At 64.9% G+C, this 19974-nt stretch carries 18 protein-coding genes; 8 read left to right on the top strand and 10 right to left on the bottom strand.

Annotation, left to right across the window (positions count from 1 at the left end; translation table 11 throughout):
• Positions 1-240 precede the first annotated feature (240 nt).
• From I6F31_RS03225 to pqqA, 7 genes are all read right to left on the bottom strand, one after another.
• Entirely contained in the window at positions 241-918 is a 678-nt protein-coding gene (locus tag I6F31_RS03225; RefSeq protein WP_036027271.1) for a DUF4286 family protein, read from the bottom strand.
• A gap of 13 nt (positions 919-931) precedes the next feature.
• Positions 932-1918: a prolyl aminopeptidase gene (gene pip / locus I6F31_RS03220; protein ID WP_109144748.1), complete on the bottom strand. Its 987-nt coding sequence runs from the start codon at positions 1916-1918 to the stop codon at positions 932-934.
• Positions 1908-3089, bottom strand: coding sequence for a pyrroloquinoline quinone biosynthesis protein PqqE (gene pqqE, locus I6F31_RS03215; RefSeq protein ID WP_225112124.1), 1182 nt, complete (start codon positions 3087-3089; stop codon positions 1908-1910). The genes pip and pqqE overlap by 11 nt, the downstream gene beginning before the upstream one ends.
• On the bottom strand, positions 3086-3397 hold the full coding sequence (gene pqqD / locus I6F31_RS03210; RefSeq protein ID WP_025034414.1) for a pyrroloquinoline quinone biosynthesis peptide chaperone PqqD: 312 nt from the start codon (positions 3395-3397) through the stop codon (positions 3086-3088). Before pqqD ends, pqqE begins: the two co-directional genes overlap by 4 nt.
• A gap of 12 nt (positions 3398-3409) precedes the next feature.
• A complete protein-coding gene (pqqC, locus tag I6F31_RS03205; protein ID WP_225146869.1) occupies positions 3410-4189 on the bottom strand; it encodes a pyrroloquinoline-quinone synthase PqqC in 780 nt (259 codons plus the stop codon).
• On the bottom strand, positions 4186-5115 hold the full coding sequence (gene pqqB, locus I6F31_RS03200) for a pyrroloquinoline quinone biosynthesis protein PqqB (protein ID WP_109144745.1): 930 nt from the start codon (positions 5113-5115) through the stop codon (positions 4186-4188). Before pqqB ends, pqqC begins: the two co-directional genes overlap by 4 nt.
• Positions 5116-5245: 130 nt before the next feature.
• The gene (gene pqqA / locus I6F31_RS03195) at positions 5246-5326 is read right to left on the bottom strand and encodes a pyrroloquinoline quinone precursor peptide PqqA (RefSeq protein ID WP_007595659.1); all 81 of its coding nucleotides are present in this window, start codon (positions 5324-5326) and stop codon (positions 5246-5248) included.
• 262 nt (positions 5327-5588) lie between these two features.
• Between pqqA and I6F31_RS03190 the strand changes: the two genes are divergently transcribed.
• The 6 genes from I6F31_RS03190 (at position 5589) to I6F31_RS03165 (ending at position 10189) form a co-directional block, all read left to right on the top strand.
• The gene (locus I6F31_RS03190; protein ID WP_036007354.1) at positions 5589-5846 is read left to right on the top strand and encodes a hypothetical protein; all 258 of its coding nucleotides are present in this window, start codon (positions 5589-5591) and stop codon (positions 5844-5846) included.
• Positions 5847-6078: 232 nt separating this feature from the next.
• On the top strand, positions 6079-7479 hold the full coding sequence (locus I6F31_RS03185; RefSeq protein WP_036027256.1) for an amidase family protein: 1401 nt from the start codon (positions 6079-6081) through the stop codon (positions 7477-7479).
• 2 nt (positions 7480-7481) lie between these two features.
• A complete protein-coding gene (locus I6F31_RS03180) occupies positions 7482-7958 on the top strand; it encodes a glutathione peroxidase (protein WP_036007360.1) in 477 nt (158 codons plus the stop codon).
• A gap of 11 nt (positions 7959-7969) precedes the next feature.
• The gene (locus tag I6F31_RS03175) at positions 7970-8212 is read left to right on the top strand and encodes a DUF3297 family protein (RefSeq protein ID WP_036007363.1); all 243 of its coding nucleotides are present in this window, start codon (positions 7970-7972) and stop codon (positions 8210-8212) included.
• 162 nt (positions 8213-8374) lie between these two features.
• A complete protein-coding gene (gene tarD, locus I6F31_RS03170; protein ID WP_225146870.1) occupies positions 8375-9544 on the top strand; it encodes a D(-)-tartrate dehydratase in 1170 nt (389 codons plus the stop codon).
• Positions 9545-9922: 378 nt separating this feature from the next.
• The gene (locus I6F31_RS03165) at positions 9923-10189 is read left to right on the top strand and encodes a GIY-YIG nuclease family protein (RefSeq protein ID WP_225147060.1); all 267 of its coding nucleotides are present in this window, start codon (positions 9923-9925) and stop codon (positions 10187-10189) included.
• A gap of 305 nt (positions 10190-10494) precedes the next feature.
• On the opposite strand, the gene I6F31_RS03160 is transcribed toward I6F31_RS03165, so the two are convergent.
• Positions 10495-11847: a malonyl-CoA decarboxylase gene (locus I6F31_RS03160; protein ID WP_225146871.1), complete on the bottom strand. Its 1353-nt coding sequence runs from the start codon at positions 11845-11847 to the stop codon at positions 10495-10497.
• Positions 11848-12071: 224 nt separating this feature from the next.
• Positions 12072-12923 carry a helix-turn-helix transcriptional regulator gene (locus tag I6F31_RS03155; protein WP_225184674.1) on the bottom strand — a complete coding sequence of 284 codons (852 nt, stop codon included), beginning with the start codon at positions 12921-12923 and terminating at the stop codon, positions 12072-12074.
• A 61-nt stretch (positions 12924-12984) separates the two neighbouring features.
• On the opposite strand from I6F31_RS03155, the gene I6F31_RS03150 reads away from it, so the two are divergent.
• A complete protein-coding gene (locus tag I6F31_RS03150) occupies positions 12985-14157 on the top strand; it encodes an MFS transporter (RefSeq protein ID WP_036027240.1) in 1173 nt (390 codons plus the stop codon).
• Positions 14158-14548: 391 nt separating this feature from the next.
• Complete coding sequence (locus I6F31_RS03145) at positions 14549-16816, top strand: cation:proton antiporter (protein WP_225184673.1); 2268 nt, start codon at positions 14549-14551, stop codon at positions 16814-16816.
• Here I6F31_RS03145 and I6F31_RS03140 read toward each other — a convergent pair.
• Positions 16813-19965 carry a multidrug efflux RND transporter permease subunit gene (locus tag I6F31_RS03140; RefSeq protein ID WP_225184672.1) on the bottom strand — a complete coding sequence of 1051 codons (3153 nt, stop codon included), beginning with the start codon at positions 19963-19965 and terminating at the stop codon, positions 16813-16815. The genes I6F31_RS03145 and I6F31_RS03140 overlap by 4 nt on opposite strands.
• Positions 19966-19974: the final 9 nt, after the last annotated feature.

Raw genomic sequence — 19974 nt, 5'->3', positions numbered from 1 at the left:
TCCTACCCTGTCCGCGCAGGCCCGAAGACCCCGCGGCCTTTTTTGTTTGAGCTTGGCGAGCGCTTAACGCGCTTCGATCTGGTTTCTGAATGACGTCATTGGGTTAGCTTATTAGAACCGTTCCGAAGTACAACGGCAAATTTGCGCGCGTCACCGCTTTCATGGGAGCTACGCGTGCACGGCATTAACGCGCGGCGCACGAGATGCGTGCGGTGCAATATGCTGCGATGCGGATGCCGTTCAGCCGCGCGCGACATCGCTCTTGGCGAGGTCCCACATCAGGCAGTAGGTGCCGACGGAGATGGGGAGCGGGAAGGGCGCCGCAGCCGGGCCGGTGAAGCGCTCGGCGATGACGGCGGAGACGGCATTGACGTGCGTGCCGTCGATCAGCACGAACCAGTCGCGCGCGCCCTCGTTGCGCACCGCCGGAATTCCCGCCGTTGCGCCCGACAATTCCGGCTCGCTTTCGAGCAGGTGCATCGAGATGATGCCGTCGCGGTCCTGCGGCGCCAGCTTTTCTTGCAGCGCATCACGCCACGCACCGGCGTTGTCGGGCGTCGGCCGCAGCCGCACCAGGCCGAGCGACGCGCCGCGGCCAGTACCCTTGCTGATTGTGATGCGCGCGACCACGCGCAGCATGTCCCTGAAGCGCGCCATGGATCGCCGCGACCATTCGGTCTGGTCGGCGAGGCGCGCCCGGTAGGCGGGGCTGTCGAGCACGCCGAGCGTTTCGGTCGAGTACAGCGAGAGATATTTGGGGTTGGCGGCATGCGCGACATAGCGCCGCGCTTCGAGAAATCCGTCGATTGCGACACGCTCTTCCAGATGCTCGCGATCGTACCAGCGGTTGAAATCGGCCTCGTCCGCAGCGTCGATGTTCATCGACGTCAGCAGCATGCCCTTTCCGGCGAGCGGCATTCTTCTTGTCCTCTCATCGCCCGATCTTCGACGCAAGGTCCGCGATCGACTTCATGACCGCGTCCCTCACGCCGCCATCATAGAGCGAATGCCCGGCTTCTTCCACGATGCGAAGCTCGGAACCGGGCCATACTTTCGCAAGGGCCTGCGCTGTCGCGGGAGCACACAACAGATCATAGCGACCCTGCACGATCATCCCGGGAATGCCGTCGAGCCGGCCCGCGTTCCGCAGCAGCTGGTCCTCGTTCATGAAGCTGTCGTTGATGAAATAATGCGCTTCCATGAACGGCGTCGCCGGCAATGTGCGCCAGACGTTCAGCCCGGCGAGGTCGAGCCGCGTCCGTGCCGGCTTGTGCTCGGACAAGACGCGCTCGGTGTCGTGCCAGGCCTTCGCCGCCGGGCCATGCACGGCAGGGTCGCTATCGAGGATGCGGCGCCAATAGGCATCCACCGGCCGGTCGCGCTCCTCTGGCGGCAGCACGCTGAGGAAATCCTCGTACAGCGCCGGATGGAATTGCGACAGGCGCGAGGTGAAGGCCGTCTCGACCTCGGCCCGCGTGCCGAGAAACGTCGCGCGCAGCGCTATGCCGGAGACGTGCTCGGGATGCGCCTCTGCATACGCCAGCGCCAGCGTCGCGCCCCAGGAACCGCCGACCACCATCCAGCGTTCGAAGCCGAACTTTTCGCGGATCGTCTCCATGTCCGCGATCAGATGCTGTGTGGTGTTGTGCTCGCGCGATCCCTTGGGCCGGCTGCGGCCGCAGCCGCGCTGGTCGAACAGCACGGCGCAGAAGCGGTCGGGATCGAACAGCCGGCGATGGTCGGGCTGGCAGCCGCTGCCGGGCCCGCCGTGCAGATAGACCGCGGGGATGCCGTCGCTGCGGCCGACGCTCTCGACATAGAGCTCATGGCCGTCGCCGACGTCGAGCATATCGGAGGTCAGCGGCGCAAAGGGATCAGTGCGTTTGGCCGCTGTGCCCGCGTCGGCGTCAGGCGTCATTCTCGGATTCCAGGGTGCCGCCGGCGAAGTTGCGATAGAGGAAGCGGCTGGTGTCGCCTGCGGCCTCGGCTTCCGCCTGCTTGAAGATGGTCTCGTGCAGCGGCGACAGCGCGCAGGCCGGGTCGGTGTTGGCGGCGTCCCCGGTCAGCGCGAAGGCCTGGCAGCGGCAGCCGCCGAAATCGATCTCGCGGAACTCGCAACTCTTGCACGGCTCCTTCATCCAGCCGGTGCCGCGATAGCGGTTGAAGGCCTCCGAGTTCTGCCAGATCCAGGCGATCGAATGGTTGGAGCGCACCGATTCGAAATCGAGCCCGGTGATGCTCTCGGCGGCGTGGCAGGGCAGCACCTTGCCGGCGGGCGAGATGTTGAAGAACTGCCGGCCCCAGCCGCCCATGCATTTCTTCGGCCGCAGCGCGTAATAATCCGGCACCACGTAGTCGATGGTCAGTCGGCCCTTCAGCCGCTCGCGTGCCTCCTCAACGAGGCGGGTACACTCATCGAGCTGCGCCACGGTTGGCATCAGCGCGGCGCGGTTCTTCAGCGCCCAGCCGTAATATTGCACATTGGCGACCTCGAGCCGGTCGGCGTCGAGATCGAGCGCCATCTGGATGATGTCGGGCAACTGGTGCAGGTTCTGCCGGTGCATCACCGCGTTCACGGTGAGCGGCAGGTCGAGCTCGCGCGTCCATTTCGCGACCTCGAGCTTCTTGCGGTGGCCGCCCTTGTAGCCGGCGACGCGATCGGCGAGGCCGTCTTCGATGCCCTGGAACGAGATCTGCACATGGCAGAGCCCGGCATCTGCGAGATCGCTGAGCCTCTCGCGCGTCAGCAGCACGGCCGAGGTGATGAGATTGGTGTAGAGCCCGGCGTCGCTGGCATGCTTGACCAGCTCGACGAGATCTTTCCGCGCCGTCGGCTCGCCACCGGAGAAATGCACCTGGAGCACGCCGATCTCGGCGAGCTCGCTCAGCACTTTTTTCCACTCGTCCGTCGTCAGCTCCTTGCCGGAGCGGTCGAGCTCGACCGGGTTGGAGCAATAGGGACATTGCAGCGGGCAGCGATGGGTGATCTCGAGCAGCACCGCGAGCGGAATGCCGAACGTCTCCGCCGTCGAGCGCTGCTTCTCCAGCACCGCGAGGCTGTCGCTGGGCGGGATGGTCACGTCGCTCATGACGTCTTCTCCCTGATCTCGGTGAGAAAGCCCTTGTCGGCGAGATCCTGCAGCATGGCGATGACGTCGGCCAGGATCGCCTCGCGCGGCGCTGCGTACTTTGCGGCGAGCTGATCGGCGACGTCGCCGACATTGCGCTCGCCGTTGCAGAGTTGCAAGACCTCGACCGCAATCTCGTCCGGCGCCAGCACGCGCTCCGGCGCCAGGATCACCCAGACCTTGCGGGTCTCGTCATATCTGAGCTTGGCATGCCGCGGCAGCACGGGGCGGCTCGCCTCGCTGACGCTGATGTTCCGCGGCCCGGCCATTGCTTTTAATCCTTAGCTCGCTTTGGGCACGAACGCGCCCGGCGGAATGTGGCCCTCGACATAGGCATGCTGGAGCGCATCCAGCTGCACCCACAGCACGTTGGTCTTGAAGATCAGCGCGTTGCAGACCTGCGCGCGCTGCTCCGGCGTCGTGGCGTGCCTCTTGACATAATCGAGCGCAAAATTGGCGTCGCGCGGCGCCTGGGTCAGGCGGCGCTTGAAGTAGCTCATGATATCGGGGTTGACGAAGTCGTAGTGCTCCAGCATGCCCGAGATGCGTTCTTCATGCAGGTTCGGCGCGAACAACTCGGTGAGCGAGGAGGCGATCGCCTCCAGCGGGCTTTTTTCGCGGCAGAAGTGCACATAGGCTTCCACCGCGAAGCGCGTCGCCGGCAAGATGCCTTCGGTGGATTCGACGTAAGCGGTGTCGAGCCCGAGCCCTTCGGTCAGCTTGATCCAGCGCTCGATGCCGCCCTCGCTGTCGACATCGCCGTCATGGTCTTCGATGCGATGGCGCCATTCCAGCCGCGTGGCGCGGTCGCGGAAGCGGGAGATCACCACCGCGTCCTTGATCGGAATGGTGCTCTGGTAATAGTAGCGGTTGAGCGCCCAGGCCTGCACCTGGCCCTTGTTCAGCTTGCCGCCATGCAGCAGCTTATGGAACGGATGCAGGCTGTGATAGCGCGTGGCGCCGATGTGGCGCAGCGCCGCCTCGAGCTCCTCGGCCGAGTTGAGCCTCAAGTCCTTGCCGATCGAGAGCGCGGTCATTCCAGTCAGTGATTCGGCGTTCACAGCACGATCTCCGTTCCATCCGCCGGTATCTGCCAGCCCGCCTCCTCAGTGAGCTTGCGCTCGGGCGAGCCGGGCAGCAGCGCCGGATTCGAGTTATTGATATGCAGAAACAGCTTCCTGTCGATATTGAGATCGGCCAGCCGGGCGATGGCGCCGTCCTCGCCGGACATGGCGACATGGCCCATGCTCTTGCCGGTCTTGTGGCCGAGGCCGGCCCTGATCATCTCGTCGTCGCGCCAGACGGTGCCGTCGAAGAACACTAGTGAAGCGCCGTCGATCTCGGCCTTGAGCGCGTCGGTCACCTCGGCGCAGGCCGCGATGAAGTAGAAGAACTTGCCCGTGGCCTTGTCGGTGATCTTCAGGCCCAGCGTGTCGCCGTCGCCGCTCTCGCCGCCCGGATGCACCTTGCCTTCGAGATACCAGGCCGACTTGCCCGGCACGGCAAAGGGCAGCACCTCGAGCCCCGAGCGCGTGCCGTCGGGCAGCCGCGGCTCGAACGGCTCGCGGATCGCGATCGGCTGGCGCCGCACGTTCTTCTCGTTCAGCACGTTGAAGATGCTGTTGGAGCTGAGGATCGCCAGCACCTTCTCGTGCGCATAGATCGTGAAGGGCGAGCCTTCGCGCATCGACAGCAGGCCGGCCACGGCATCGACTTCGCTGTTGGTCAAGATCACGCCCGCAATCGGCGTGTGGCGCAGCGCGCCCGCCTTTGGGTGCAGCTGCGGCGTGGCGTTCAATTGCTGGCGAAGATCGGGTGAGGCGTTGATCAGGAACCAGTGCTCGCCGTCGCCGCTGAAGGCGACAGAAGCCTGGGTTCGAAACAGCTCTTGTCCCTTCGCACGAGCCGCGCGGCAGCCTTCGCAGCCGCAATTCCACTGCGGAACTCCGCCGCCGGCCCCGGCGCCCAGGACGACGACGCGAAGCATGATCCGTCTCCTGGAGGCGAATTGGCGAGGTGGATCTCAGGCCGAGACAGTTTCGGACAAGGTTTCTCTCTGCCGGAAACGTATCGTGACCGAAAGAACCACCTGCGCAGAACGCGTTTCCACCAGCCGCTTACTTGCGGGTGGCGCTCACATACATATTGATTTCCATGCCGCAGGGCACTTCGACGATCTTAGGGGCTTTCCAGGCCATTTGGCTCTCCATTTTCGCGAATTCGGACGTATCCGCCCATTGGACAAATTAGTGCGGACGGCAAAGTTCGCCAGTGAAATTTTCCCGACCTAGGTAGTAGGCTGCGGGAATTGTTGCACTGCAAAGATGGCGTATTGCGGCCGCAAAGATGAGCGGATCAGATACGCAAAATTGCCGATAGGTCGTGATCCCTGTCGGGATAAACCAGTTGTGAGTAAGGACCGGCTTCTCATCGGCGACAGACGACCCCATTGGATCAGGCATGCCCAGATATTTCTTCAACACCCGCATCGGCGACGAACTGATCGTGGATCCTGACGGCGAGGACCTGCGCAACCCCGATCGCGCCTGGGAGGTCGCGCGCCAGATGATCCTTGAGGTTGTGAAGTCGGAAGGAACCCAGCCGGCGCTGCTGGAGGCCGTCATCGAGGTCACCGACGCCGACGGCGAGATCGTGCTGGAGTTTCCCTTCACCGAAGCGCTGCTCGACATGCCGGACCAGTCCGCGACGAGGCATTAGCCGGACGCGGTAGGTAACGGGCTCACCGTTCTCTCCACGTCATTGCGAGCGTAGCGAAGCAATCCAGGATCCCTCCCCCGGAGGCAGCCTGGATTGCTTCGTCGCAAGGGCTCCTCGCAATGACGGAGAATGAGGCAACGCCCGGCGCAAAACCCGCCTTTCACCCCCGCGAAATCCGCATGGCTTTGCCGCGTTCCCGGCGCTAAAAGACGCCTGTCATACGGAGCAAGCCATGCAAGATCTCTGGCGCCTGTCGGCCGCCGACCTCGCCACCCTCGTCAGGTCCAAAAAAGTCTCCGCCAGGGAGGCCGCCAAGGCCGGTCTCGCGCGGCTCGATGCCGTCAATCCCCAGCTCAACGCGGTGATCGACCACCGGCCGGATGACGTGCTCAAGCAGGCCGATGCCGTCGATGCCGCAATTAGCCGGGGCGAGGACCCCGGCGTCCTCGCGGGCGTGCCCGTCACCATCAAGGCCAATGTCGACCAGGAAGGCTTTGCCACCACCAACGGCCTCAAGCTGCAGCGCGACCTGATCGCGCGCGAGGACAATCCGGTGGTCGCCAATTTCCGGAAATCGGGCGCCATCCTGCTCGGCCGCACCAATTGCCCGGCCTTCTCCTACCGCTGGTTCACCACCAATCTCATCCACGGCGACACCAAGAACCCCCGCGACGCTTCGCTGACGCCGGGCGGCTCGTCCGGCGGCGCCGGCTCGGCGGTCGCGGCCGGCATCGGCCACATCGCGCACGGCACCGACATCGCCGGCTCGATCCGTTATCCCGCCTATGCCTGCGGCGTGCACGGTCTGCGCCCGACGCTCGGACGCATTCCCGCCTTCAACCCGGCGCTGCCGGAGCGCCCGATCGGTCCGCAGATCATGGCGGTCTCGGGCCCGCTGGCGCGCACGGTCAACGATTTGCGCATCTCGCTTGAAGCGATGTCGGCCCGCGACATCCGCGATCCCTGGTTCGCGCCGGTGCCGCTGCAAGGACCCGCACGCGACAAGCGCGCTGCGCTGTGCCTCAATCCGGGTGGCCTTGCCACCGCACCGGAGGTGAAGGCCGCGGTGAGCGATGCCGGCAAGCGGCTGGAGCGCGCGGGCTGGACCGTCGATGTGATCGAGGACACGCCGCCGATGCGCGAAGCGGTGGAATGGCAGATCAAGCTCTGGCTCGGTGACGGCTATGAGGCGCAGCTGGAGATGGCCGAGCGCGAGGGCGATCCCGGCGCACTGGCCTGCCTGCGCGGCAACCGCGCCAGGGTCACGCCGATGGATCAGGCCAATTACGCCAAGGCGCTGACCCGGCGAGCCACGCTGACCCGCGACTGGATGCTGTTCTTCGAAAAATACGCCGTGCTGCTGACGCCGGTCTCCGGCGAATTGCCGTTCCCCGACCATCTCGACCGCAAGGACGAGGATTCCTTCAAGCGGGTCTGGGAAGCGCAGCTGCCGCAGATCGCGATTCCCTTCATGGGATTGCCGGGCCTCGTGGTCTCCACAGGTCTCGTCGGCAGGGCGCCGGTCGGCGTGCACATCGTCTCTGGCCGCTATCGCGAGGATCTGTGCCTGCTCGCCGGCGAAGCGATCGAGGCCGGCGGCGTGCCGCCATCGCCGATCGATCCCGTGGGCTAGCGATGACCGCCATCTACGACTTCAAGGCCAACTCGCTGGCCGGCGAGGAGGTCGCCCTGCGGCGTTTCGAGGGGCAGGTGCTCTTGATCGTCAACACCGCGAGCAAATGCGGTTTCACGCCGCAATATCGCGGCCTCGAGGATCTCCATCGCGACCTCTCTCCCCGCGGCTTCTCGGTGCTCGGCTTTCCCTGCAACCAGTTCGGCGCGCAGGAGCCAGGGCAGGCGAGCGAGATCCAGGAATTCTGCTCGACCCATTACGACGTCACCTTCCCCCTGTTCGAGAAGATCGACGTCAACGGGCCGAAGGCGCATCCTCTGTACGAGTACCTGAAACGCCAGCAATCCGGGCTTCTCGGCGCCGCCATCAAATGGAATTTCACCAAATTCCTGGTGAACCGTGAGGGCCGCGTGGTCGCGCGCTACGCGCCGACCGCCCGGCCCGAAGGATTGCGCAATCAAATCGAAACACTGTTGTGAGCGAGACAATCATGAGCGACGAATTTCCGGACCGCCTGTCGGTCGACCCGAACAGCCCCTATTACAACGCGGAGATCCTGTCGCGCGACGTCGGCATCCGCTTCAAGGGCATCGAGAAGACCAATGTCGAGGAGTACTGCATCAGCGAAGGCTGGGTCCGCGTCACCGCAGGGAACGCCAAGGATCGCCACGGCAACCCGCTGACCATTAAGGTGCACGGTCCGGTCGAGCCGTATTTCCGGGATAAGAAATAGTTTGAGCCGAGCGCGCCTCGCTCTCTCCGCGTCATTGCGAGGGGCGCACACTCTCTCCCTCGTCATTGCGAGCGAAGCAATCCAGAATCTTTTCGCCGAGGCAGCTGGATTGCTTCGTCGCTTCGCTCCTCGCGATGACGAAATAAACACTGAAAGCCCCCAATGTCCATCCGCATCGTCGACGTCCGCGAGATCACCAAGCCGATCTCTTCGCCGATCCGCAACGCCTATATCGACTTCACCAAGATGACGACCAGCCTCGTCGCCGTCGTGACCGACGTGGTCCGCGACGGCAAGCGCGTCGTCGGCTACGGCTTCAACTCCAACGGCCGTTACGGGCAGGGCGGCCTGATCCGCGAGCGCTTCGCCGCGCGCATCACGGAAGCTGATCCGAAGTCGCTGCTCGACGCAGCCGGCGACAATCTCGACCCCGACAAGGTCTGGGCCGCGATGATGACCAACGAGAAGCCGGGCGGCCACGGCGAGCGCTCGGTCGCGGTCGGCACCATCGACATGGCGGTGTGGGACGCGGTGGCGAAGATCGCCGGCAAGCCGCTGTTCCGCTTGCTCGCCGAGCGTCACGGCGTCAAAGCCAATCCGCGCGTCTTCGTCTACGCCGCCGGCGGCTATTATTATCCCGGCAAGGATCTCTCGATGCTGCGGGCTGAGATGCGCGGCTATCTCGATCGCGGCTACAACGTCGTCAAGATGAAGATCGGCGGCGCTGATATCGCCGAGGACCGCAGGCGCATCGAGGCGGTGCTGAAGGAGATCGGCAAGGACGCCCAGCTCGCCGTCGACGCCAACGGCCGCTTCAACCTGGAGACCGCCATCGCCTACGCCAAGATGCTGCGCGACTATCCCTTGTTCTGGTACGAGGAAGCCGGCGATCCTCTCGACTACGCGCTGCAGGCCGCGCTCGCCGAATTTTATCCGGGCCCGATGGCGACGGGCGAGAACCTGTTCAGCCATCAGGACGCCCGCAACCTGATCCGCTACGGCGGCATGCGCCCCGATCGCGACTGGCTGCAATTCGATTGCGCCTTGTCCTATGGCCTGTGCGAATACCAGCGCACGCTGGAGGTGCTGAAGACCCACGGCTGGTCGCCGAGCCGCTGCATCCCGCACGGCGGCCACCAGATGTCGCTCAACATCGCCGCCGGCCTCGGCTTAGGCGGCAACGAAAGCTATCCCGACCTGTTCCAGCCCTATGGCGGCTTCCCCGACGGCGTCCGCGTCGAGAACGGCCACATCACCATGCCCGAGCTTGCAGGCATCGGCTTCGAAGGCAAGTCCGATCTCTACAAGGAGATGAAGGCGCTGGCGGAGTAGGAGTGTCGTTGGAGCGCGACGTCCGCGCCACACACTCCGTCATTGCGAGCGCAGCGAAGCAATCCAGAATCTTTCCGCGGAGGCAGTCTGGATTGCTTCGTCGCAAGAGCTCCTCGCAATGACGGTGGAGGGGCCACTGCCGCTCGCGGGCGTCTGGCCCGCATCCCAATGTGCCGAATTGCGCGAGCTGTCGCCACACACTCCGTCATTGCGAGCGCAGCGAAGCAATCCAGGGTCTTTCCGCTTCGGCAGTCTGGATTGCTTCGTCGCAACGGCTCCTCGCAATGACGCTGGCGAAAGCCTCGTAGTCATCTCCTGGTTGTGCTATTGTAGAAGCTGTCCTCAGCCGAGTACGATTATGAAGCAACCTGCGTGTACATGTTCGCCAATCGCCGCAACGGGACGATCTACACGGGCGTCACCTCCCATCCGCCGCGCCGCGCGTTCGAGCATCGCGAAGGACTGGTAAAGGGTTTTTCATCGAAGCACGGCTGCAAGCTCCTCGTCTGGTACGAGCTGCACGCGACCATGTCCGACGCGATTGTGCGCGAGAAGCAGATCAAAGGTGGCAGCCGGGCGAAGAAGCTTGCGCTCATTGAGAGCCTCAATCCGAATTGGGACGATTTGTACGCGACGCTGATCTGACCGGCAGGAGATCTGCGGCTACTCGGCGAGCCGCTGCCAGGACCTCCGTCATTGCGAGCGTAGCGAAGCAATCCAGGATCTTTCCGCGGCAGCAGCCTGGATTGCTTCGTTGCAAGGGCTCCTCGCAATGACGGTGAGAGCCGAAGTCATCCGTGGTTGTCCGAGCCTGCGGCGGGCGGTCGTTGGGTTTCGCCAGCTGTCGCCCCACACTCCGTCATTGCGAGCGCAGCGAAGCAATCCAGAATCTTTCCACGGCGGCATTGCTTCGCTGTGCTCGCAATGACGATGTGGTAAGCGTCCGCCCCCTACGACAGCCTCATATCCAGCAGCCTTCGCCCTTCGCCCTTCAGCAGCTTCTTCACCGCACTCGACGCCACGACCTCGCCGTCATTGGCATAGGCCTCGTGGTTCTTCTCGATGTCGTCGAGGCGGTAGAGGTAGTTGACCATGACGCCGGCGGACTCGCGCATTCCCTTGGGCGAGAGGTCGCCCAGCCAGTTGATGCGCTCCAGCCGCGCGCCGTTGCCGAGATGGAAGCGGGCGACGGAATCGATCAGCTTGCCCTTCGGCGTGCGCGCCTTGAGGAAATAGTGCGCCGCGAGCGGCTCCAGCACGGCGCGGAGCAGTGCCGCCGTCTCCGGGCTCTCGAACCATCTGGGATCATCGAGGCGCCTCAGCACCTCGCGGTCCTCGTCCGACAGCGGCAGATCCTTGTCCTGCTTCACCCAGGCCATGAAGCCAGGCACCGGCGACAGCGTCACGAACGTGTCGAGCTTCGGCAGCTCGCGGCGCAGCTCTTCCACCACCTGCTTGATCAGGAAGCTGCCGAAGGAGATGCCGCCCAGGCCGCGCTGGGTGTTGGAGATCGAATAGAACACGGCGGTGCGCGCGCGCTCGATCGGCAGGTGCTGGCGGTCGACCGCGAGCAGGGGCTGGATCGCACCGGGGATCGTCTCGGTCAGCGCCACCTCGACGAAGATCAAGGGTTCGTCCACCATCGCAGGATGGAAGAAGGCGTAGCAGCGCCGGTCGACCGGATCGATGCGGCGGCGCAGATCGTCCCAGTCCGAGATCTCGTGCACGGCCTCATAACGGATGATCTTTTCGAGGATGTTGGCCGGAGTCGACCAGTCGATCCTGCGCAGCACGAGAAACCCCCTGTTGAACCACGAAGAGAGAAGATGCGAGACGTCGCGATCGAGCGCGGCGAGATCGGTGTGCCCGTTCATCATGCCGAGCAGATCGGCCCGCATGTTGACGAGATCGCCGGTACCGCCGGGTGCGCGGTTGAGCCGCCGGATCAGCTCCTGCCGGCGCGGCTCTGAGGCGAAGTGCAGCGAGCTTGCGTCCTCGTCGCTGGGCGCGGCGCGCCATGTCTCGATCGCCTTGGACAGGCGCTCCCGATCGGGACCGAAATCGCGCACCAAGCCCTCGAAGAAGGCGCGGCGTGCCGCCGCGTCCAGCTCCCGGTAGATGTCGAGCACCTCGCGCGCCATCGCGGTGCCCGAGGCTTCGCCCCGGCCCGACAGCAGCGCATCGCAGAGCTCGAGCAGTCCGTCGGCATCATGCTTGGTTTCGGCGGCGTCCCCCCGGCGAAGCAACGTGCGGCCGCGCTCGGAGATGGTGGCAAGCAGGTCGGAGAAGAAGGCGTTGGCCATCGGGGCTTTCGTATCAGGTCTGTGCGATGCGGCAAGCTTACACGGGATTTGGGTGCAAGCCGATCACAATCAAGCAGGCGAATGCGGCATCTTTCGCTCCGCCGTGCGTTTGGAGAATGAGGGCATGCCGGAACGGGTCGATGATATGCCGGGCAGTGCTCATTCCAACGCGCTGTCATGCCCCGGCTTGACCGGGGCATCCAGTACGCCGCAGCTTCTCGATTCTAGCCGAGCCGTCTCGGCGTACTGGGTCGCCCGGTCAAGCCGGGCGACGACACCGCGTGTGTTGCAAACTCCGTCGGCGTCCGACCCGTCACCTGGCGGAATGCGGCCGAGAACGCCGGCACGCTGGCATAGCCGAGCTGGGTCGCGAGCTGCTTCACCGACACGCTCGCATCCGTCGATATCCGCTCGATCGCCGCCGCAATCCTCGCGCGCTGGCACCAGCTCTTGAAGCTCAGCTGCGTCTCGCTCGAAAACAGCCGCGACAGCGTACGCGCGGAGGTTCCGACCGCGCGCGCCAGCGTGTCGATGTCGTGCAGGCCGGTGGGATCGTCGAGCACGATCATCGCGGCGCGGCGGCAGCGCGCTTCGCGCGGCAGCGGCACGAAGGTCGCGGAATCCTCGGCCTGGTGCAATTCCAGCATCACCAGGCGCACCAGGAGCTCGGTGCGCTCTTCGGTGTTGCGCCCGTCGAACAGCGCGAGAATCGCCTGATTGAGCAGCGGCGACACCCGCACCACGAATTCCCTGGTCAGGCCGTCATAGCGCTGCTCGCGCTTCAGCCAGGACAGGTCGAAATACAGCGTGCGCATCTCGATGTCGGCCAGCAGGTCGATGGCATGCTCGAGCCCGGCCGGCACCCAGACCGCGCGGTCCGGCGGCACCAGCCAGCGTCCGGCGGGCGTCGTCACCTGCATCGTGCCCTTTGTCGCATAGATCAGCTGCGCCTCGCGGTGCATGTGCAGATCGATCCGCATCCCCTTGGGATAGTCGCGGGCGACCAGGTGCACGCCCGCGGGCGAGCGGTGGTTGCTCCGGACCTCCCGCAGGATTGGCGTTTCCAAGACAGTCATTGGCAGCATCCCGTCATGGGGAGGACATATAACTCATTTCGGAGCAGGAGAGGATTCGGGAATGAACAGCCCCAGTCGGGTCATCGGTTTCGTCAACGCAGGTCATTTCATCGACCATTATTCGATGCTGATCTTCGCCGCCGCTGTCATCATCATGGGCCCGGCGCTCGGCATGGCCTATTCGGAACTCTTGCCCTACGCGACGCCGGGCTTCGTTGCCTTCGGCGCCGGCTCGCTGCTCACCGGCTGGCTGGGCGATCGCTGGAGCCGCCGCCACATGATGCTGATCTTCTTCGTCGGCATCGGCCTTTCGATGATCGCGGTCGGCTTCGTGCAGACCCCCGTGCAGCTCGGCGCGGCGCTGCTTGCGATCGGCATCTTTGCGTCGATCTATCATCCCGTCGGCACCGCCATGATCGTGTCCTACGCCGACCGGCTCGGCCGCGAGATGGGCATCAATGGCGTCTGGGGCAATCTCGGCGTGGCGTCGTCGGCCCTGGTCACCGGCGTGATCGGCCAATATCTCGGCTGGCGTTTTGCGTTCATCGTTCCTGGCGCGGTTACGGTCCTGATCGGCATCGCCTTCGCGCTGAGCGTCGTGCATGAGGACCGCAAGGGCTCGAAGCAAGCGGCGGCGCAGGCGCGGGTGGCCAGGCAGGACATGTGGCGCGTGATCCTGGCGCTGCTGATCGTGGTGATCGCGATCTCCACGACCTTCAACGCCGTCACCGTGGCGCTGCCAAAGCTGTTCGCCGAGCGCCTTGCGGACCTGACCAAGAGCCCGGCTCTGTTAGGTGTCATCGCCGCCGGCGTCTACGTGTTCGGCGCGATGACGCAGTACACGATCGGCCGGCTGCTCGACCGCTACTCCCTGAAGACGGTGGCGCTGCCACTTTCCTTCATGCTGGCGCCATTCCTGTATCTGGCCGCGAGCCTGTCCAACCTGCCGCTGATCGTCGTTTCGATCGGCATCGTCATGGGTGCGTTCGGGCAGGTGACGGTCAACGACGCCATGGTCGGCAAATACACCACGGAAGAGTGGCGTTCGCGCGCCTATGCCGTGCGCTATTTCGTCGGTTTCACCGCGGCCGGCGCCTCCGTCGGTCTGGTCGCCTGGCTCTATGAGCGGGGCGGATTCGTCACCATGCTGCACGCCTTCGCCGCCCTCTGCCTGCTCGCCATCGCCGCCGCGCTGATCCTGCCGCGCGAGATCCGCACGCCGCAGGTGGTGTGAGGGAGACTCTCTCCACCGCATTGCGAGGAGCCCTTGCGACGAAGCAATCCAAATTGCCGCCGCGGAAAAATTCTGGATTGCTTCCGCCTTCGCCAAGGCTTCGGCGGACAAGTCGCTGCGCTCGGAATGACGGAGAATGAGGAGGCACCCTCGCCATGCCACCCACGATGCCATTCTGCCAGTGTTTTGCCCGACGGAGCAAGCCGTTTCGGCAAAGCCGAACTTTTTGAAAGTTTTCAACGGCATCCCTACTGTGCATGGGGTTGTTTTCGCGTTTGGCGTTTTTGCCCCCTCCGTCCCGTCGTGCGCGGCAGGAACTCCCGCCGCCTCCCGCGGGTTCTATCCCCGTGGCCCCGACAGCGGGGCCGGGTAAAGGGGAAATGACGCCTGCATGCTGTGGACCTTGCTCCGGCCGGTCGGCCTCGTCCCCGCGGCGCTCATCCTCACCACCATTGCGGCCGGCGCCGAAGCGGGCAAATCGGCCGGCCCGTCCGAATTCCTGCTGGTGGCGCAGATCGTCCTGCTGATCGCGGTGGGTCGCGGCCTCGGCGAGATCATGATGCGCGTCGGCCAACCCTCAGTGATCGGCGAGCTGCTCGCCGGCATCATCCTGGGGCCGTCATTGCTCGGCTGGATTTGGCCCGAGGCGCAAGCCGCGATCTTTCCCAACGCGCCCGAGCAGAAGGCGATGATCGCCGGCATCGCCCAGTTCGGCATCCTGCTGCTTTTGCTGCTGACCGGCATGGAAACCGACCTCAAGCTGGTCCGGAAGGTGGGCAGGGCCGCGATCGCGATCTCGATCGCTGGCATCGTCGTGCCGTTCGCCTGCGGCTTCGCACTCGGCGAGTTCCTGCCGGATGCGCTGCTGCCCAATCCGCAGGAGCGCCTGGTGGCGTCGCTGTTCATGGGCACGGCGCTGTCGATCTCCTCGGTGAAGATCGTCGCGGTCGTCGTGCGCGAGATGAACTTCATGCGCCGCAACGTTGGGCAGATCATCGTCGCGACCGCCGTGATCGACGACACAATCGGCTGGATCATCATCGCCGTCATTTTCAGCCTCGCTTCGCAAGGCTCGCTCGACATCGCTTCCGTGACCAAGTCGGTGCTGGGAACGCTCGCCTTCCTCGCGGTCAGCTTCACCATCGGCCGCCGCCTGGTGTTCCAGCTGATCCGCTGGGCTAACGACAATCTCGTCAGCGCGGCCGCGGTCATCTCCGTGATCCTGCTGCTGATGAGCGTCATGGCGATGATCACGCATCTGATCGGCGTCCACACCGTATTAGGTGCCTTCGTCGCCGGCATCCTGGTCGGGGAATCGCCGATCCTGACGCGGCAGATCGACGAGCGCCTGCGCGGGCTGATCTCGAGCTTCTTCATGCCGGTGTTCTTCGGTCTCGCCGGGCTCAGCGCCGATCTCACGGTGCTGCGCGATCCCAACCTCCTGATGCTCACCGGCCTGCTCGTCGTGATCGCCAGCGTCGGCAAGTTCGGTGGCGCGTTCGTCGGCGGCACCGTGGGCGGGTTGAACGGGAGGGAGTCGCTGGCCCTCGCCAGCGGCATGAACGCGCGCGGCTCGACCGAGGTCATCATCGCGACCATTGGCCTGTCGATCGGCGTGCTCAGCCAGAACCTGTTCACGATGATCGTGACGATGGCGATCGTGACCACGATGGCGATGCCGCCGATGCTGCGCGCGGCGCTGGCCAGGCTGCCGATGAGCGCGGAGGAGAAGGAGCGGTTGGAGCGCGAGGAGTTCGAGAGGCGCGGCTCCGTCGCCAATCTCGAACGTCCCTTGCTCGCGGTGGACGAGAGCGTCAACGCCACCTTCGCCGCGCATGTCGCCGGACTGATCGCCGGCATGCGCGGCCTGCCGATCACGGTGCTGCATATCGGCAAGCGCGCCGAGGAACAAGAGAAGGGGCGCGGCGAGGAAGTGAGCCACGAAGCCGTGGTGAAGAAGGCGGCCGAAACCGTCTCCGCCAACAGCGACAACGATGCCGGCAGCGTCGATGTCATCAGCCGCACCAGGCGCGCGGAGCTTGGCGAGACCATTGCCGACGAGGCGCGCAAGGGCTTCGATCTCCTGGTCGTCGGCATCGCCAAGGTCGCCGCCACCAAGGACCGTTTCGATCGCAAGGTCGAGGATATTGCCGCGAAGTTCGAAGGACCGCTTGCGATCGTGGCCGCCAAGGGCAAGCACCTGAAACAGCCGATGCCCGAGGCGCTCAACATCCTCGTTCCCGTGTCCGGCAGCGCCGTCTCCAAGCGCGGTGCCGAGGTCGCCGTGGCGCTGGCGCAGGCCGGCTCAGGTTCTCTTCGGGTGGTCTATGTAGCGACAACGCGCGACAAGGGTGCGCAGCGCGGTAGCTCGCGCGGGTTGAGCCAGGAGACAGGCATCCTCAAGGACACCAGCGATCTCGCCGCCCGCTACGACGTCGACATCACCACGACCCTGCGCGTGAACCGCGCGCCGGAGGCGGCGATTCTGCGCGAGATCGACACCACCGACGTCGACCTCGTCGTCATGGGCGTTGACCGGATCCAGGCCGACCATCTCTCCTTCGGCGGCGTCGCCGATGCAGTGCTGCGACAGTCGAAGGTCTCGGTGCTCCTGGTCTCGAGCGGCGAGGCGCGGCAGGCGCCGGCGGAGCAGGGTTAGGGCTTCACCTCCGCCACCGCCTGCGGCTTCTTCTTCGACGACCGCCAGTTCTCGAAACGCTGCACCACGACGAAGAAGGCCGGCACGAACAGCACCGCAAGGCAGGTCGAGGCCAGCATGCCCGAGAATACCGTGATGCCGATCGACTTGCGCGCGCTGGCGCCGGCGCCGGTGGCGAGCACCAGCGGGACGACGCCGAGGATGAAGGCGAACGAGGTCATCAGGATCGGCCGGAAGCGGGCGCGCGCGGCCTCGATCGCGGATTTGATGATCGGCTTGCCGTCGCGGCCGTGCAGCTCGAGCCCCACCTCGACGATCAGGATGGCGTTCTTGGCCGACAGCGCGATCAGGAGGATCAGGCCGATCTGGCAATAGAGGTTGTTGTCGATCTTGAGGGCGGAGAGGATCAGCATCGGCCCGAGCAGCGACAGCGGCACGGCGAGAATCACCGAGATCGGCGCGTACCAGCTCTCGTACTGGCCGGCGAGCACGAGATAGACCAGCAGCATGGCGAGGCCGAACACCCAGTAGATCTGGTTCGAGACCGCCTTCTCCTGATACGACATCGCGGTCCATTCATAGCCGGTGCCGGGCGGCAACGTCTTGTCCGCGATTTCCTCCATCAGCTTCAGCGATTGGCCCGACGAATAGCCCTGCGCCGGCAGGCCGATCACGGTCGAGGACGGATAGAGATTGTAGAGGCTGATCAGCGACGGGCCGGTGGCCGGCGTGATCTTTGCGACGGTGCCGATCGGGATCATGTCGCCGTTCGAGTTGCGCACCTGCATGTTGGCGATGTCGCGCTCGGTGACGCGGAACGCGGGATCGGCTTGGGTGTAGACCTGGAACACGCGGCCGAACTTGTTGAACTGGTTGACATAGGACGAGCCGAGATAGGTCGACAGCGCCGAGAACACCTGATCCGTCGTCACGTGCAGCGTCTGGGTCTTGATGCGGTCGATCTCGACGTTGAATTGCGGCACCGAGGAGCGGAACGAGGACTGCACGCGCTGCAGCGCGCTCTGGCTCTGTGCGTTGGACACCATCGCGCCGGTGATGGCCTGCAGCTTGGCGAAATCGCTGTTGCCGTCGCGCAGCTCGACCTGCATCGAGAAGCCGGCGGCGTTGCCGATGCCCTGGATCGGGGGCGGCGGCAACACGATGGTGCGCGCCTCCATGATATCAGCGAGCTTGTCGTTCAGGCCAAAGACCAGCGAGCGCAGATCCTCACCGGGCCCTTTACGCGCGTCCCAGTCCTTCAGGATGATGTAGGCGACGCCGGCATTGGCGAGGCTGGCGCTGTTGTCGAGCGCGGAGATGCCGGCGATGGTGATGACCTGCGCCACGCCGGGCGTGTCCTTGATCAGCCCGCTCGCTTTGTCGAGCACGGCCTGCGTCCGCTCCAGCGCGGCGCCGTCGGGCAGCTGCACCGCGGCGATCAGATAGCCCTGGTCCTCGATCGGCAGGAAGCCGGTCGGCACCCGCGACAGGCCGTAGCCGCTGGCGGCGATGATCAGCAGTGCGAACGCGACCGAGATGGTGGCGTGCTTCACGAGGAACGTGATCAGCCTTGTGTAGCCGCGCTCGACGCGGTTGTAGACCGCATTGAAGCCCCGATAGAAGAAATTGCGCTGCTCCGGCGGCACCGCCGGTCGCAGCCACAGCGCGCATTGCGTCGGCTTCAAGGTCGCCGCGTTGATGGCGGAGAGCAGGGCGGTCGCGGCGATCACCAGCGCGAATTGCGAATAGATGCGCCCGGTCAGTCCGGCGAGGAACGAAGCCGGCAGGAACACCGAGATCAGCACCAGCGTGATGCCGACGATCGGCGCGAACAGCTGGTCCATCGCGCGGATCGCGGCGTCGTGGCCGTTCATGCCCTGCTCGATGTTGTGGGCGGCGCCCTCGACCACGACGATGGCGTCGTCGACCACGATGCCGATCGCGAGCACGATCGCGAACAGCGTCGACATGTTGATGGTGAAGCCGAGCGCCGCCATCGCGGCGAAGGCGCCGATGATGGTCACGGGCACGGTCGTCGCCGGCACCAGCATCGCGCGCCAGTCCTGCAGGAAGATGAGGATCACGACCAGCACCAGCAGGCCGGCCTCGATCAAGGTCATGTAGACCTCGTGCACCGAGGCCTCGACGAACTTGGTGGTGTCGAACGGCGTGTCGTACTTGATGCCTTCGGGGAAGCGCTTGGCGAGCTCCGCCATCTTCTTCTCGACGGCCTGCTCGACCTGCAGCGCGTTGGCGCCCGGCGACTGGAACACGCCGATGCCGACCGCGGGTTGCTTGTTGAGCGAGAAGATTTGGCTGTAGGTCTGCGCGCCGAGTTCGACCCAGCCGACGTCGCGCACCCGCGTGACGTCGCCGCTCGTGCCCGTCTTGACGATGATGTTCTCGAACTGGCCGGAATCGTCGAGCCGTCCGTTGACGTTCAGCGTGTACTGGAACGCTTGTCCCGGCGGCGTCGGCGGCGCGCCGACCTGACCGGCGGCGACCTGCTGGCTCTGCTGCTGGATTGCCTGGATCACGTCCTGCGGCACCAGGCCACGCACCTGCAGCTTGTTGGGATCGAGCCAGATCCGCATCGAGTATTGCCCGGCGCCGAATACGGTGACGTTGCCGACGCCGGGCAGGCGCGAGAGCTCGTCGCGGATGTTGATGGTGGCGTAGTTGCTCAAGTAGAGGCTGTCGTATCGCGAATCGGGCGAGGTCAGCGTCACGAACAACAGGATCGAGGTCGACCGCTTCTGCACGGTGACGCCCTGGTTCTGCACCGCTTGCGGCAATTGCGACAATGCGCTGGAGACGCGGTTCTGCACCAGCACCTGCGCGAAGTTGAGGTCGGTGCCGATCTTGAAGGTCACGGTCAGCGTGTAGGTGCCGTCGGAGCCGCTGTAGGACTGCATGTAGAGCATGTCCTCGACGCCGTTGACCTGCTGCTCGATCGGCAGCGCCACGGTGTCGATCACGGTCTTGGCGCTGGCGCCGGGATAGCGCGTGGTGACCTGCACGGTCGGCGGCACCACGTCGGGGTATTGCGCGATGGCGAGATTGAACAGCGCGACGCCGCCGATCAGGATCATCAGCAGCGCAATGACGTTCGAGAGGACCGGCCGCTCGATGAAGAACCGTGAGATCATGGCTGGCAG

Origin of the sequence: Bradyrhizobium sp. NBAIM01 (genome assembly GCF_020194115.1) — a bacterium.
In the GTDB taxonomy this organism is placed as follows: domain Bacteria; phylum Pseudomonadota; class Alphaproteobacteria; order Rhizobiales; family Xanthobacteraceae; genus Bradyrhizobium; species Bradyrhizobium yuanmingense.
This window is presented reverse-complemented; position numbering and strand designations above follow the sequence as displayed.

Bases quoted from the DNA above. Each gene is read 5' to 3' on its own strand.
- I6F31_RS03225 (WP_036027271.1), bottom strand. From the start codon at position 918: ATGCCGCTCGCCGGAAAGGGCATGCTGCTGACGTCGATGAACATCGAC.
- pip (WP_109144748.1), bottom strand. From the start codon at position 1,918: ATGACGCCTGACGCCGACGCGGGCACAGCGGCCAAACGCACTGATCCC.
- pqqE (WP_225112124.1), bottom strand. From the start codon at position 3,089: ATGAGCGACGTGACCATCCCGCCCAGCGACAGCCTCGCGGTGCTGGAG.
- pqqD (WP_025034414.1), bottom strand. From the start codon at position 3,397: ATGGCCGGGCCGCGGAACATCAGCGTCAGCGAGGCGAGCCGCCCCGTG.
- pqqB (WP_109144745.1), bottom strand. From the start codon at position 5,115: ATGCTTCGCGTCGTCGTCCTGGGCGCCGGGGCCGGCGGCGGAGTTCCG.
- pqqA (WP_007595659.1), bottom strand. From the start codon at position 5,326: ATGGCCTGGAAAGCCCCTAAGATCGTCGAAGTGCCCTGCGGCATGGAA.
- I6F31_RS03190 (WP_036007354.1), top strand. From the start codon at position 5,589: ATGCCCAGATATTTCTTCAACACCCGCATCGGCGACGAACTGATCGTG.
- I6F31_RS03185 (WP_036027256.1), top strand. From the start codon at position 6,079: ATGCAAGATCTCTGGCGCCTGTCGGCCGCCGACCTCGCCACCCTCGTC.
- I6F31_RS03180 (WP_036007360.1), top strand. From the start codon at position 7,482: ATGACCGCCATCTACGACTTCAAGGCCAACTCGCTGGCCGGCGAGGAG.
- I6F31_RS03175 (WP_036007363.1), top strand. From the start codon at position 7,970: ATGAGCGACGAATTTCCGGACCGCCTGTCGGTCGACCCGAACAGCCCC.
- tarD (WP_225146870.1), top strand. From the start codon at position 8,375: ATGTCCATCCGCATCGTCGACGTCCGCGAGATCACCAAGCCGATCTCT.
- I6F31_RS03165 (WP_225147060.1), top strand. From the start codon at position 9,923: ATGTTCGCCAATCGCCGCAACGGGACGATCTACACGGGCGTCACCTCC.
- I6F31_RS03160 (WP_225146871.1), bottom strand. From the start codon at position 11,847: ATGGCCAACGCCTTCTTCTCCGACCTGCTTGCCACCATCTCCGAGCGC.
- I6F31_RS03155 (WP_225184674.1), bottom strand. From the start codon at position 12,923: ATGACTGTCTTGGAAACGCCAATCCTGCGGGAGGTCCGGAGCAACCAC.
- I6F31_RS03150 (WP_036027240.1), top strand. From the start codon at position 12,985: ATGAACAGCCCCAGTCGGGTCATCGGTTTCGTCAACGCAGGTCATTTC.
- I6F31_RS03145 (WP_225184673.1), top strand. From the start codon at position 14,549: ATGCTGTGGACCTTGCTCCGGCCGGTCGGCCTCGTCCCCGCGGCGCTC.
- I6F31_RS03140 (WP_225184672.1), bottom strand. From the start codon at position 19,965: ATGATCTCACGGTTCTTCATCGAGCGGCCGGTCCTCTCGAACGTCATT.